The sequence below is a fragment of the Thiohalorhabdus sp. genome (genome assembly GCF_046545655.1).
Lineage (GTDB): Bacteria > Pseudomonadota > Gammaproteobacteria > Thiohalorhabdales > Thiohalorhabdaceae > Thiohalorhabdus.
In genome coordinates, this window is the sequence record NZ_JBKGZG010000054.1 from 1 (window position 1) to 12887 (window position 12887).

General features: G+C 69.0%; 13 protein-coding genes and 1 tRNA gene. 9 read left to right on the forward strand and 5 right to left on the reverse strand.

Annotated features, from left to right (window positions below):
* Positions 1-406: 406 nt before the first annotated feature.
* The 5 genes from ACLFRB_RS10640 to ACLFRB_RS10660 all read right to left on the reverse strand — a co-directional run bounded on the left by ACLFRB_RS10640 (position 407) and on the right by ACLFRB_RS10660 (position 2429).
* On the reverse strand, positions 407-820 hold the full coding sequence (locus ACLFRB_RS10640) for a putative toxin-antitoxin system toxin component, PIN family (RefSeq protein WP_411068990.1): 414 nt from the start codon (positions 818-820) through the stop codon (positions 407-409).
* The gene (locus ACLFRB_RS10645; RefSeq protein WP_411068991.1) at positions 813-1061 is read right to left on the reverse strand and encodes a type II toxin-antitoxin system Phd/YefM family antitoxin; all 249 of its coding nucleotides are present in this window, start codon (positions 1059-1061) and stop codon (positions 813-815) included. The genes ACLFRB_RS10640 and ACLFRB_RS10645 overlap by 8 nt, the downstream gene beginning before the upstream one ends.
* Positions 1062-1128: 67 nt before the next feature.
* Positions 1129-1833, reverse strand: a complete 705-nt coding sequence (locus ACLFRB_RS10650; protein WP_411068992.1) for a hypothetical protein — start codon at positions 1831-1833, stop codon at positions 1129-1131.
* A gap of 94 nt (positions 1834-1927) precedes the next feature.
* Positions 1928-2004: transfer RNA gene (locus ACLFRB_RS10655), tRNA-Arg, on the reverse strand.
* 137 nt (positions 2005-2141) lie between these two features.
* Positions 2142-2429, reverse strand: coding sequence for a hypothetical protein (locus ACLFRB_RS10660; protein ID WP_411068993.1), 288 nt, complete (start codon positions 2427-2429; stop codon positions 2142-2144).
* 214 nt (positions 2430-2643) lie between these two features.
* Here ACLFRB_RS10660 and ACLFRB_RS10665 point away from each other — a divergent pair, with 214 nt between their 5' ends.
* The 9 genes from ACLFRB_RS10665 (at position 2644) to nuoI (ending at position 12800) form a co-directional block, all read left to right on the forward strand.
* Positions 2644-3201 carry a hypothetical protein gene (locus tag ACLFRB_RS10665; RefSeq protein ID WP_411068994.1) on the forward strand — a complete coding sequence of 186 codons (558 nt, stop codon included), beginning with the start codon at positions 2644-2646 and terminating at the stop codon, positions 3199-3201.
* Positions 3202-3369: 168 nt separating this feature from the next.
* Entirely contained in the window at positions 3370-3795 is a 426-nt protein-coding gene (gene ndhC, locus ACLFRB_RS10670; RefSeq protein ID WP_411068995.1) for an NADH-quinone oxidoreductase subunit A, read from the forward strand.
* A complete protein-coding gene (locus ACLFRB_RS10675; RefSeq protein WP_411068996.1) occupies positions 3795-4442 on the forward strand; it encodes an NADH-quinone oxidoreductase subunit B in 648 nt (215 codons plus the stop codon). The genes ndhC and ACLFRB_RS10675 overlap by 1 nt, the downstream gene beginning before the upstream one ends.
* A gap of 197 nt (positions 4443-4639) precedes the next feature.
* Complete coding sequence (gene nuoC, locus ACLFRB_RS10680) at positions 4640-6388, forward strand: NADH-quinone oxidoreductase subunit C/D (RefSeq protein ID WP_411068997.1); 1749 nt, start codon at positions 4640-4642, stop codon at positions 6386-6388.
* Between the two features lie 199 nt (positions 6389-6587).
* A complete protein-coding gene (gene nuoE / locus ACLFRB_RS10685; protein ID WP_411068998.1) occupies positions 6588-7052 on the forward strand; it encodes an NADH-quinone oxidoreductase subunit NuoE in 465 nt (154 codons plus the stop codon).
* Positions 7053-7329: 277 nt separating this feature from the next.
* On the forward strand, positions 7330-8598 hold the full coding sequence (gene nuoF, locus ACLFRB_RS10690; RefSeq protein WP_411068999.1) for an NADH-quinone oxidoreductase subunit NuoF: 1269 nt from the start codon (positions 7330-7332) through the stop codon (positions 8596-8598).
* A gap of 3 nt (positions 8599-8601) precedes the next feature.
* Positions 8602-11322: an NADH-quinone oxidoreductase subunit NuoG gene (gene nuoG / locus ACLFRB_RS10695; protein WP_411069000.1), complete on the forward strand. Its 2721-nt coding sequence runs from the start codon at positions 8602-8604 to the stop codon at positions 11320-11322.
* Positions 11319-12272: an NADH-quinone oxidoreductase subunit NuoH gene (gene nuoH, locus ACLFRB_RS10700; protein WP_411069001.1), complete on the forward strand. Its 954-nt coding sequence runs from the start codon at positions 11319-11321 to the stop codon at positions 12270-12272. Before nuoG ends, nuoH begins: the two co-directional genes overlap by 4 nt.
* A 12-nt stretch (positions 12273-12284) precedes the next feature.
* Positions 12285-12800, forward strand: coding sequence for an NADH-quinone oxidoreductase subunit NuoI (gene nuoI / locus ACLFRB_RS10705; RefSeq protein ID WP_411069002.1), 516 nt, complete (start codon positions 12285-12287; stop codon positions 12798-12800).
* The last annotated feature ends 87 nt before the right edge of the window (positions 12801-12887 follow it).

Genomic DNA, 12887 nt, shown 5'->3' on the forward strand with positions numbered 1-12887 from the left:
TGGTGCCCCGCGTCCTCCCCGAGGGCGGTCCCGGCCGAGGTGGTGGCACTGGCACTAAACTGACAAAGCCGGCGGGGCAGGAGGGAACAGCCGGCTTCTAGAGGCTTGGTTTTACTGGCGCCCCGGACAGGATGCGAACCTGTGACCTACGGCTTAGGAAGGGGGGGCAGATCCGGACAAAAACCTTAAATTTCAACAAGTTGCGAACGGTCCAGCCCTGCCTTTGTTCTCATTTTGTTTCTACAGCAACCAGGAGGTTCCCCGGGTGCTGGAACAAAACTGCCACATTTTTTGAACTTGAAAAGCCCCGGCCGACCGGCCGGGGCTTTCCTTTTAATGGATCTCGTTTCCTCGCACAAGCTTAGGAGGATCAGGCGGCTTTCCGGGATTCCGTGACGCCCTTAGCCTAGGGCCAAGTTAGAAAGGTCGCGGGCCGAACGATTCGGATGTCATGGTAGGGGTCTAGTTCTAATAGGTCCTGGTCACCGGTAATGATGGCCGCAGCCTCGCCACAAACCGCGACGTCCAAGAACTTGTCGTCCTTGGGATCCCGGCAGGCATTGGTTTTTCGAGTGATCGGTACGACGCGTGCCACACCACCCAGGAGTTCCAGGAAGCGGCGCCGATCATCGGCCGTTACATAGGGACCAAACTTGGGGCGGCCCAGGACCTCAACCAATTCCCCCAGTGTCTCCTCGGAAACCAGAAGCACTCCCCGCTCCAGGGCATGGTCTACGGCCTGAGCCGCCACTCCGTCGGGTACCAATAACCGGCTAACCAGGGTGTTCGTATCCAGAACCCAGAGGGATTGCTCAATCATCCTTGAGCAATTCGTCCAGCTTGTCCTCCGTCAGGCCGGCTTCTTTCGCCGCCGCCCCGACCCGATCGCAAAATTGCTGAAACTCGGCCACATTGAGCCGGGTCAGGCGCTCATATTCCTGAACCGACAGCACCACCGCAACGTCACGCTTCTGGCGCTGGATAACCACCGGCTCCTGGGTCGCGGTCTCGAGAACGCTGGCCAGCCCTTGTTTGGCCTCGGTAGCACTCACCGTGCGCATTTTGGTCTCCAGAAAAGATCCATTTTGGACAAATTGTACAACTTTTCCGATTAAAGCCAATCCCCCTCTAGGCCTTAAGCACCTTCGCGGAGGAATAAGGAGAAGCCATCAGGCCGGCCCGACCCTCCCTTTGGCTGATCCCCGGATTATCCCCGTTGGGTCGGCCTGCCTGCGGTAGTAGCTCCCCGAGAAGCTGGTCCACGCTCTCCTGGTATAGCAGCCGATCCCCGTGGTGGACTTCCACGATCCAGCCTTCCCAGTGCTCGGGGCCTTCGGCTCGCGTGTCCTGGTCGAGCTGTTCATGGGCCACCACCACCGCCTCCCGCGCCGCCCGGAGGGCCTCATCATTGAGCCGGGACTCGGGGGCGGCCTCGTGGTCGCCCGGCATTACCTCGCCATTCGGCCCGCTCAGGGTGACGGTGAGGCGGATGGGCTCCTCCTCCCGGGCCGCCGAGCCCTCCAGGGTCGCCAGATTCTCCCGCGCCTCCTGGTAGTCCGCCACCGCCTCCTCGGTCTCGGGATCGTACCCGTACCGCTCACACCAGCGGACGAAGTGCCGAAGCTCCGTGCCGATTTCTCCGACAATCGCCTCGTCATTTTCGGGGAGTTCATCGGCGGCGGGAGTCTGGCGGGCGATGCCAAAGGGCAGGCCCGAGCCCTCGGGCCGGACGTGGTAGCCGGTCCACCCCTGGCGGGAGACGTGGGCTCCGTACTCCAGGCCGGGGACAGCGCGGCCCTCGGGAATGCGTGTGGTGAGGATGGGGGTAGCCATTTCGGCCTCCTGATTTTGCGGAGGCCGGTGTGACTAAAGTGTGACTCTTGGGCGGGGCCGGATTTTAGGGTATGCCGTAACCCCTTGAATTATCTGGCGCCCCGGACAGGATTCGAACCTGTGACCTACGGCTTAGGAGGCCGTTGCTCTATCCTGCTGAGCTACCGGGGCTTGTCGCCAGGATTCTAGCATCGGACATCCGGGAGACCCATCCCCGGGGCGAGAGCGGCCCCGGGCTGCCCGGGGCCTCAGATGCGCCCGGGGACCACCCCCGAAGGAACCTGGGGCAGGGTTCCTCCGGTCCCGGCCTAGAACTCCAGGGAATACTGGCGCAGCTCCTCCAGGCTCTTCTCTTCCAGCTGCCTCTCCGTCATGGCCGTCAGCTCGCGCACCTTCTCGAGGGCGGCTTCGTGGATCCGGTCCACCGTCCAGTCGTTGCCGTAGGGCACGTTCACGCGGAAATGGACATTGGGGTGGGTATCCAGCTCCGGGTTCTCGAAGTGGAGCTCCACGTCCACCCAGGCAAGGCGCTTGTCGTCGATCTTCACCACCCCGCCGATGGCGGGGATGTCGAAGCTTTCCAGCTGGAGGCTCATTGCGCATTCCTCCCCGTTGGTTCGGGGTCCCCCTTCCAGATTGCCCCCTGGCGCGCCCGCGGAGGCAAGGAGGAACATCCCGGAAGCCTCGCGCAGGGACCGCACCGGCGCCCTGGTCGAGGAAGCAGATCGCCACGGTTGGCAGCGGCGTTACTTAGGCATTTACTGGGGAGAACAACCTTCCACAAGCCGCTGAGCCCAAGGAGGGCGACTCATGGCACGGAGGCGCGAAGCCCGCATGCTCCGCGGTCGACACGACAAGGACACGGGCCTGGCGAAGCGCCACGAGGATCTGGCGCAGGGCGCGGAGCAATGGCCGGAGCTGTTCCAGGACCTCCTCCGCCAGGACCCGGACGAGGACCTGGTAGACCGCCTGGAGAACCACTGGCTGCCCGATATCAGCCAGGGGGAGACGGCCCAAGCCCTCCCCGAGGAGGCCCTGCTCTACCTGAAGGTCTGGACCCTGGAGACGCTGGCGGAGGAAAAGGTCCACGAGGCCATGGAGGCCGACGGCGAGCTCCGCGACCTGAGCCGGAGGATGCGGGCCATCGAGGAGGAGCACGGCCTCGAGCGCGGGGAGCCCTGGCTGCCCGGCGAGGGTCCCGGCAACTGGGAGGAGCTCCGCCGGCAATGGCAGCAGAAGGTGGACGGGATCTTCTTGGAGACCCTGGAGGAGCATGGCGAGCAGGAGCTGGCGCGGATGTTCCGGGAGGATCCCGAGGCCCTGGAACGCCGGACGGAGGAGGGCCGCCGCTACATCTTCGACCAGTAGGTGTGCGGAACCGGCGGCTTGGCCGACAGCGTCCCCCCTGCCCGACCACCTTGTGACCCTTCCCCCGCCTCCAGCCGGGCCGTTAGGGCCTTCCCGCCTTTACCCCGACACGCCGCCCCCTTTAGGTGAAAGGAAAAGATTCCCCCCAACGAAACAGGACCGGCGCCCTTGTCCACCGACCAAGCAGCCGACCCCGCCTATTGGCCCTTTGTCCTGTACGCCCTTTCGGCCATCGTCCTGGTGGCCGCCGCCATAGCCCTTGGCCATTTCCTGGGCCCCAAGCGCACCGGACGGGGCCGCACAGCCCCCTTCGAGTCCGGGATCGTGCCCGTGGGGTTCGCCCGCTTCCGGACCTCCGTGCAGTTCTACGTGGTGGCCATGTTCTTCGTCATCTTCGACATGGAAACCGTGTTCATCTTCGCCTGGGCGGTGGCGGCCCGCGAGGCGGGCTGGACGGGCTACGTGGCGCTGGTGTTCTTCGTGGTGGTGCTGGCGGTGGCGCTGGCCTACGAATGGGCCATCGGGGCCCTGGACTGGGCCCCGCAGGGCCGGGGCCGGACCACCCGGGCGGAGCGCCCGGACAGGAGCCAATGATGCGCTGGTGGATGACCAAGGCCGAGGATTCTGCGCAGGGCACCAGCGAAACGCCGGGCTACGGCTCGGTGGAGGAGGCCATGGAGCGCAACATGCTCCTGTCGCGGCTGGACGAGCTGGTGGCCTGGTGCCGCAAGAACTCCCTGTGGCCCTTCAACTTCGGCCTGTCCTGCTGCTACGTGGAGATGGCCACCGCCTTCACCAGCCCCCACGACATCTCCCGCTTCGGCTCGGAGGTCTTCCGCGCCAGCCCCCGGCAGGCGGATCTGATCATCATCTCCGGCACCGTGTTCAGGAAGATGGCGCCGGTGATCCGCCGGCTGTACGGCGAGATGATGGAGCCGCGCTGGGTCATCTCCATGGGCTCCTGCGCCAACTCCGGGGGCATGTACGACATCTACAGCGTGGTCCAGGGCGTGGACAAGTTCCTCCCCGTGGACGTCTACGTACCGGGCTGCCCGCCCCGGCCCGAGGCGGTGCTCGAGGGCCTGGTGCTGCTCCAGCAGGCCATCGGCAGCGAGAGCCGGCCCCTGGAGCGCACCGTGGGCGAGATCCCGCCGGATCCGGCGCACCGGCTCAGCCAGCGCGCCCGCAAGCAGGCCGAGCGCATGCAGGCCACCACCTACCGCAAGCCGGACCAGGTCTAGATGTCCCGTTCCCAGGCCTTACACAAGAAATACCCGGACAAGCACCTGGGCTTGGGCGCCCTTGTGGGAGCGGTCAGTGACCGCGACAGGAAAGCCCTTTGTGGCCGGTCGCGGCTGGTAGCCGCTCCCACATGTCCTCCTACCCACGGGGACGGATCACCAGTTGGACCACGCCTTTCTGGAAGGACCCGCTAGCCATGGGTGCCCTGGCGACGGTCCGCGAGGAGCTGGACAGGGCCTACGGCGCGGAGGCCTTCACCGCCCAGCCCACCGCCGACGGCATCCCCACCCTGTGGCTGGGCCGCGACCTGCTGCTCCCCGCGCTGCGCTTCCTGAAGCGGGAGGTGGCCGGGCCCTTCGCCATGCTTTACGACCTGACGGCGGTGGACGAGCGCGAGCGCCACCACCGCGAGGGGCTGCCGGCCGCCGACTTCACGGTGGTCTACCACCTCCTGTCTCTGGACCGCAACGCCGACGTCCGCCTCAAGGTGGCCCTGGCCGAGCCGGATCTCACCGTACCCACCGCCACCGGAATCTGGCCCGCGGCCAACTGGTACGAGCGGGAGGTGTGGGACCTGTTCGGCATCCGCTTCGACGGCCACCCCCACCTGAGCCGGATCCTCCTGCCGCCCACCTGGCAGGGCCACCCCCTGCGCAAGGACCACCCGGCCCGCGCCACGGAGATCGGCCACTACCAGCTGGACGACGAGGGCGAGGACTACGAGCAGGAGGCCATGCGCTTCCGCCCCGAGGACTGGGGCATGCAGCGGCATCACGACCACACCGACTTCATGTTCCTCAACCTCGGCCCCAACCACCCCAGCGCCCACGGCGTGTTCCGGGTGGTGCTGCAGCTCGACGGCGAAGAGATCGTGGAGTCGGTACCGGATATCGGCTTCCACCACCGCGCCGCCGAGAAGATGGGGGAACGCCAGAGCTGGCACACCTACATCCCCTACACGGACCGGGTGGACTACCTGGGCGGGGTGATGAACAACCTGCCCTACGTCATGGCCCTGGAGCAGCTGGCCGGCATCGAGGTGCCCGATCGGGTCAAGGTGGTGCGAGTCATGCTCTGCGAGCTGTTCCGCATCTCCAGCCACTTGCTGTTCTACGGCACCTACGCCCAAGACATCGGCGAGATGTCGCCGATCTTCTACATGTTCTCCGACCGCCAGAAGATCTACGACATCATCGAGGCGGTGTGCGGCTTCCGCATGCACCCGGCCTGGTTCCGCATCGGCGGCCTGGCCGGCGACCTGCCCCGGGGCTGGGACGGGCTGGTCCGGGACTTCCTGGATTACATGCCCGCCCGCCTCGACGAGTACGACAAGCTGGTGCTCGGCAACCGCACCGTCCGCCGGCGCACGGTGGGCATCGGCAACCTGTCCGGCGAGGAAGCCGTCGACTGGGGGGTAACCGGCCCCAACCTGCGCGCCAGCGGCGTAGAGTGGGACTTCCGCAAGGAGCGGCCCTACTCCGGTTACGACCAGTTCGAATTCGATATCCCCACAGCGGAGGGCGGCGACAGTTTCGACCGCTGCATGGTGCGGGTGGAGGAGATGCGCCAGAGCCTGCGCATCATCCGCCAGTGCCTCGACAACATGCCTCCCGGCCCCCACAAGGCCCACCATCCGCTCACTACCCCCCCGCCCAAGGACCGCGCCCTGCACGACATCGAGAGCCTCATCTCCCATTTCCTGGGGGTGAGCTGGGGTCCGGTGATGCCCGCGGGCGAGGTGGAGATCCCTATCGAGGGCACCAAGGGCGCCTACAGCTACTACCTCACCAGCGACGGCGGCACGGCCAGCTACCGCACCCGCATCCGCACCGGCTCCTTCCCGCACCTGCAGGTGCTGCCGGAGATGAGCCGGCACCACTTGGTGGCGGACCTGATCGCCATCCTGGGCTCCATCGACTTCGTCATGGCGGACGTGGACCGATGAGACAGAGAAGCCGGAAACAGCCCCCCGTAGGAGCCCACTTCAGTGGGCGACCGGCGCACCGCGCACCTTGTGCTAACTCCTGGGAGATCATTCGGGCAAACCGAATCCGGGAGGGCAGGCTGGCCCGTTCCCGGCAACCGGGGGAATCGCCCACTGAAGTGGGCTCCTACGGGGGGCTCTCACGCAGCGGGGCCGCCCCATGCTGAGCGTAGCGGAGCGCCTAGCCATCCTCGCCGAGCGCGACCGCTGGGCGGATCCCCGGGCGGCGGGCGTGGAGGCCCTGAAGGCGGTGCAGGAGCACCAGGGCTGGGTGAGCGACGAGGCCCTGGCGGAGGCCGCCGGGGTGCTCGGCATGCCGGTGGCGGAGCTGGACGGCGTGGCCACCTTCTACAACCTCATCTTCCGCAAGCCGGTGGGCCGCCACGTGATCCTGGTCTGCGACAGCGTGAGCTGCTGGGTGCTGGGGCAGGAATCCCTCTACGCGGCCCTGCAGGAGCGCCTCGGCATCGCCCCCGGCCAGACCACCGCCGACGGCCGCTTCACCCTGCTGCCCGTCTGCTGCCTGGGTCAGTGCGAGCGGGCCCCGGCGGTGCTCATCGACGGCGAGCCGGTGGGCGATGTCACCACGGAAGGGCTGGACACCTTGCTGGAGCAATACCCATGACCGGCGCCCCGCCCGCCCTTGGAGGAGCGGCTATCAGCCGCGATCGGGCAAACGAGGCACATCCGTCGCGACCACTGGCCGCTCCTACAGGTGCCCCTCGGCGGATACCGGGCACGACGGGGTGTAGGAACGGCGTCCCCGCCGCAACCGTGGAAGCCCTTGTGGGAGCGGTCCATGACCGCGACTTGCCGCGCGGGGCCACCCGCCGGTCGCGGTCACGGACCGCTCCCACGGGAGGCCCCGGTGGGACCTGCGGCCACTATTCGGGGGGTCGGTAATGGAAACCCCGCTCACCGCCAACATCGACCCGGAGCGCGGCCCGCTGGACCGGGCCGGTTACGAGGCCGCGGGCGGCTACGGCGCCCTGCGCAAGGTGGTGGCGGACATGGCGCCCGGAGAGGTGACCCAGCTGGTGAAGGACTCCGGACTGCGCGGCCGGGGCGGCGCCGGCTTTTCCACGGGCATGAAGTGGGGCTTCATCCCCCTGGACGACGAGCGGCCCACCTGCATCGTCGCCAACGCCGACGAGATGGAGCCGGGCACCTTCAAGGACCGCATCCTCCTGGAGGGCGACCCCCACCAGATGGTGGAGGCCATGGCGGTGAGCGGCTACGCCATCCAGGCCCGCTACGCCTTCATCTTCCTGCGCGAGGAGTACCGCCCCGCCGCCCGCGCCCTGGAGCGGGCCATCGGCGAGGCCTACGCGGCGGGCTACCTGGGGACCGACATCCTGGGCTCCGGCTACCACCTGGACCTGCAGCTCCACACCAGCGCCGGGCGCTACATCTGCGGCGAGGAGACCGCCCTGCTCTCCGCCCTGGAGGGGCGGCGCCCCCTGCCGCGCGCCAAGCCGCCCTTTCCGCAGCAGAGCGGCCTGTGGGGCCGGCCCACGGTGGTCAATAACGTCGAGACGCTGTGCAACGTGCCGCACATCGTCAACCACGGCGCGGAGTGGTTCCAGGGCCTGTCCCGCACCGGGGACGCCGGCACCAAGCTCTACGGCGCCAGCGGCAAGGTGAACCGGCCCGGCGCCTGGGAGCTGCCCATGGGCACCACCGCCCGTGAGCTGATCGAGGAACACGCCGGCGGCATGCGCGCGGGCCTCCGGCTGCGCGGGATGCTGCCGGGCGGGGCCTCTACGCCCTTTCTCACCGACGCGCACCTCGACCTGCCCCTGGACTTCGGCCACGTGGGCGAGGCGGGCAGCCGGCTGGGCACGGGGGCCATCATTGCCCTGGACGATGGCACCTGTCCCGTGGGCATGCTGGCCAACCTGGAGCGGTTTTTCGCCCGGGAATCCTGCGGCTGGTGCACCCCTTGCCGGGACGGCCTGCCCTGGACCGAGCGCATCCTGCGCGCCATCGACCGCGGCGAGGGGCGGGAAGGCGACCTGGATAACCTGGCGCTGCACTGCCGCTACCTGGGGCCGGGGCGCACCTTCTGCGCCCACGCCCCCGGGGCGGTGGGGCCCCTGGAGAGCGGCCTCAAGCATTTCCGGGAAGACTTCGAGCGCCACATCCGCGAGCAGCGGTGCCCCTGGGAGTAAGCCATGGCCAGCATCATCGTCGATGGCCGGACCTACCCGGCGCGCCCGGAGCACAACCTGCTCCACACCTGCCTCTCCCTGGGGCTGGACCTGCCCTACTTCTGCTGGCACCCGGCCATGGGCTCGGTGGGCGCCTGCCGCCAGTGCGCCGTCAAGCAGTTCGCCAACGAGAACGACGACACCGGCCGAATCGTCATGGCCTGCATGACCTCGGCCGCCGACGGCACGCGCATCGCCCTGGAGGACCCGGAGGCGCGCGACTTCCGCGCCAGCGTCATCGAGTGGCTGATGATCAACCACCCGCATGACTGCCCCACCTGCGAGGAGGGCGGCGAGTGCCACCTCCAGGACATGACCCAGATGACCGGGCACACCTACCGGCGCTACCGCTTCGCCAAGCACACCTTCCGCAACCAGGACCTGGGGCCGTTCATCAACCACGAGATGAACCGCTGCATCACCTGCTACCGCTGCGTGCGCTTCTACCGCGACTACGCCGGCGGCGCCGATCTGGACGCCTTCGGCGCCCACGACCACGTCTACTTCGGCCGCCAGGCCGACGGCACCCTGGAGAGCGAGTTCAGCGGCAACCTGGCGGAGGTCTGCCCCACAGGGGTTTTCACCGACCGCACCCTCTCCGAGCGCTATGTGCGCAAGTGGGACCTGCGCACCGCGCCCTCCGTCTGCGTGCACTGCGGCCTGGGCTGCAACACCTCCCCGGGCGAGCGCTACGACCGCCTGCGCCGCATCCAGAACCGCTACCACGAGGCGATCAACGGCTACTTCCTGTGCGACCGGGGCCGCTTCGGCTACCAGTTCGTCAACAGCCCCCACCGCATCCTGGAGCCGGTCCGTCACTACCGCCCGCGCGCCGCCGAGTCGCATGCGGATACGGAGGAGGCCCTGGAGCTGCTCTACGAGGCCGCCGCCCGGCCCCATCGCACCATGGGCATCGGCTCGCCGCGCGCCTCGCTGGAGGTGAACTTCGCCCTGCGCCGGATGGTAGGGGCGGAAAACTTCTCCCCGGGCCTCGGCGCCGCCGAGGAGGAACTGCTGCACGAGACGGTGGCGATCCTCCGCCATACCCCCGCCCGCATTGCCAGCCTGGCGGAGGCCGAGGAGGCGGACGCGGTGCTGGTGCTGGGCGACAACGTCCCGGACACCGCCCCGCGCCTGGCCTTGGCCCTGCGCCAGGCCACCCGCCACCGGGCCCTGGCCCGGGCGGACCGGCTCGGCATCCCGCGCTGGCAGGACCCCGCCGTGCGCCAGGCCACCCCGGACGAGTACAGCCCGCTCACCCTGGCCACGCCCGGGGCCACGCGCCTCGACGACTGCGCCACCCGCGCCCTGCACCTGGCGCCCGACGACATCGCCCGCTTCGGCCGGGCGGTGGCCCACGAACTGGATGGCGAAGCTCCCGCCGTGGCGGACCTGGATGCGGAGCTGGCCGCAACCGCCCGCGAGACGGCGGCCTGGCTGCGCGACGCCGAGTGGCCCCTGGTGGTTTCCGGCTACGGGGCGGGCAGCACGGCGGTGCTGCGGGCGGCGGCCAACGCGGCCCGCGCCCTGCACCGGGCGGAGCGGCCCGCGCGCCTGCACCTGACAGTTCCGGAATGCAACAGCCTGGGCGCCGCCCTGCTCGGCGGCCGCCCCCTGGAAGAGGCGCTGAACGCCATCCGCGCGGGCGAGGCCGACACCCTGGTGGTGGCGGAGAACGACCTGTACACCCGGGCCGACCACAATACCGTCAGCGAGGCCCTGGACGCCGCGGAGCGGGTGGTGGTCCTGGATCACCTCCACCACAACACGGCCAACGCAGCGGATGCGCTCCTGCCCGCGGCCACCTTCGCCGAGGGCGACGGCACCCTGGTGAACAGCGAGGGCCGCGCCCAGCGCTTCTTCCAGGTCCACACCCCCGCCGCCGAGATCCAGGAGTCCTGGCGCTGGCTGCGCGAGGCCGGGCGCCGGGCGGGGCGGGACGACGAATTCGACTGGGACAACCTGGATGCGGTGACCGAGGCCTGCGCGGCGGCGGTGCCTGCACTGGCGGCCATCCCCGAAGCCGCACCGCTGTCCGACTACCGTTTCAGGGGCCGGCGCCTGGCCCGCCAGCCCTTCCGCTACAGCGGCCGCACCGCCATGCGCGCCCACCGGAGCGTCCACGAGCCCACGCCCATCGCCGACCCCGACTCCGCCTTCAGCGACTCCATGGAGGGCCACTACGGCGACCAGCCGGGGGCCCTGCTGCCCTTCACCTGGACCCCGGGATGGAATTCGGTGGCCGCCCTGAACAAGTTCCAGGAAGAAGTGGGCGGGCGCCTGCAGGGCGGGCCGGCCGGGGTGCGACTGCTGGACGGCGGCGATCCGGAAGCCTCCTATTTCCAGGAGGCCCCGGAGGCCTTCGCGCCCCGCCCCGGGCAATGGCTGGTGGTGCCCGCGCACCACGTCTTCGGCAGCGAGGAGCTGAGCGCCGAGGGCGAGGCCGTGGCCGAGCGCATGCCGGAGCCCTATCTGGCCGTGCACCCGGAAGACGCCGCGCGGGCCGGCCTGGACCTGTCCGGCGAGGCCTGGACGGTCCTGGAGGTGGACGGGCAGTCCTACTCCCTGCCGCTGCGGTCGGATTCGGCGCTCGCCCGCGGCCTGGCGGGCCTGCCGGTGGGCCTGCCCGGCATGGCCCCCGCGCGCCTGCCCGCCTGGGGCGTGCTGCGGGAGGCGGGGCGATGATCGAGGTGCTGGCGGTGACCCTCGCCGTGGCGGCCACGGCCGCCGGGCTGCTGGTGGTGGCCGCCCTGCTGATCTGGGTGGAGCGGCGGCTGCTGGGACTGTGGCAGGACCGCTACGGCCCCAACCGGGTGGGCCCCTTCGGCGTGCTCCAGGCGGTGGCGGACATGGGCAAGATCCTCACCAAGGAGGACTGGGTGCCGCCCTTCGCCGACCGCCCGGTGTTCATCCTGGCGCCGGCCATCATCGCCGTCTCCATGCTCCTGGCCTTCGCCGTGGTCCCCGTAACCCCCGCCCTGGGGATTATCGACCTGAACATCGGCCTGCTCTATTTCCTGGGCATGAGCTCGGTGGCCGTGTACAGCGTGCTGCTCGGCGGCTGGGCCTCCAACAGCAAGTACGCCCTGCTGGGCGGCCTGCGCTCCGCCGCCCAGCTGGTGAGCTACGAGGTGTTCATGGGCCTGGCGGTGATGGGCGTGGTCATCCAGGCAGGCACCTTCGACCTGCGCGGCATCGTCCTGGCCCAGGAGGGGCTGTGGTTCGCCATTCCGCAGATCCTCGGCCTGATCGTGTTCCTGGTGGCCGGGCTGGCCGAGTCCCATCGCCTGCCCATGGACCTGCCGGAGGCGGAGAACGAGCTGGTGGCCGGCTACCACACCGAATACGCCGGCATGAAGTTCGGCATGTTCTTCGTCGGCGAGTACCTGGGCGTGGTCCTCATCGCCGCCATGATCACCACCCTGTTCCTGGGCGGCTGGCATGGCCCGCTGCTGCCGGCCGTTGTCTGGTTCATGCTGAAGACGGCGCTGATCGTGGTGCTGTTCATCCTGATCCGCGCCTCGCTGCCGCGGCCGCGCTACGACCAGCTCATGGCCTACGGCTGGAAGCTCATGCTGCCCGTGGCGCTTTTGAACCTGGTCATCACCGGCGGCTGGGTCCTGGCCCTGCACTGAGCGGAGAGCACCATGCGCACGGAGATCCGCAACCTCTGGCTCATCTTCCTGCACGCCTTCCGGCGCCGGGACACCACGCAGTACCCGGAGGAGAAGCCCTATCTGCCGCCGCGTACCCGCGGGCGCATCATTCTGAGCCGCGACCCCGACGGCGGCGAGCGCTGCGTGGCCTGCAACCTGTGCGCGGTGGCCTGCCCGGTGGACTGCATCGCCCTGGAGAAGACCGAGGACGAGACGGGCCGCTGGTACCCAGCCTGGTTCCGCATCAACTTCTCCCGCTGCATCTACTGCGGCTTCTGCGAGGAGGCGTGCCCCACCTACGCCATCCAGCTCATCCCCGACTTCGAGATGAGCGAGTACCGCCGGGCGGAGATGGTGTACGAGAAGGAAGACCTGCTGATCCAGGGACCGGGCAAGTACCCGGACTACAACTATTACCGGGTCGCCGGCATGGCCGTGGGCGGCAAGGACAAGGGCGAGGCGGAGCACGAGGAGCCGCCCGCCGACCTGCGGGACCTGCTGCCGTGATGGAATTCACCTTCTACCTCTCCGCGCTGATTGCCCTGGCCGCCACCCTGCGGGTGGTGACGGCGGCCAACGCGGTGCACGCCCTGC

Bases quoted from the DNA above. Each gene is read 5' to 3' on its own strand.
- nuoH (WP_411069001.1), top strand. From the start codon at position 11,319: ATGATCGAGGTGCTGGCGGTGACCCTCGCCGTGGCGGCCACGGCCGCC.
- nuoE (WP_411068998.1), top strand. From the start codon at position 6,588: ATGCTGAGCGTAGCGGAGCGCCTAGCCATCCTCGCCGAGCGCGACCGC.
- nuoI (WP_411069002.1), top strand. From the start codon at position 12,285: ATGCGCACGGAGATCCGCAACCTCTGGCTCATCTTCCTGCACGCCTTC.
- ACLFRB_RS10660 (WP_411068993.1), bottom strand. From the start codon at position 2,429: ATGAGCCTCCAGCTGGAAAGCTTCGACATCCCCGCCATCGGCGGGGTG.
- ACLFRB_RS10640 (WP_411068990.1), bottom strand. From the start codon at position 820: ATGATTGAGCAATCCCTCTGGGTTCTGGATACGAACACCCTGGTTAGC.
- ACLFRB_RS10675 (WP_411068996.1), top strand. From the start codon at position 3,795: ATGCGCTGGTGGATGACCAAGGCCGAGGATTCTGCGCAGGGCACCAGC.
- nuoC (WP_411068997.1), top strand. From the start codon at position 4,640: ATGGGTGCCCTGGCGACGGTCCGCGAGGAGCTGGACAGGGCCTACGGC.
- ACLFRB_RS10650 (WP_411068992.1), bottom strand. From the start codon at position 1,833: ATGGCTACCCCCATCCTCACCACACGCATTCCCGAGGGCCGCGCTGTC.
- ACLFRB_RS10645 (WP_411068991.1), bottom strand. From the start codon at position 1,061: ATGCGCACGGTGAGTGCTACCGAGGCCAAACAAGGGCTGGCCAGCGTT.
- nuoF (WP_411068999.1), top strand. From the start codon at position 7,330: ATGGAAACCCCGCTCACCGCCAACATCGACCCGGAGCGCGGCCCGCTG.
- nuoG (WP_411069000.1), top strand. From the start codon at position 8,602: ATGGCCAGCATCATCGTCGATGGCCGGACCTACCCGGCGCGCCCGGAG.
- ACLFRB_RS10665 (WP_411068994.1), top strand. From the start codon at position 2,644: ATGGCACGGAGGCGCGAAGCCCGCATGCTCCGCGGTCGACACGACAAG.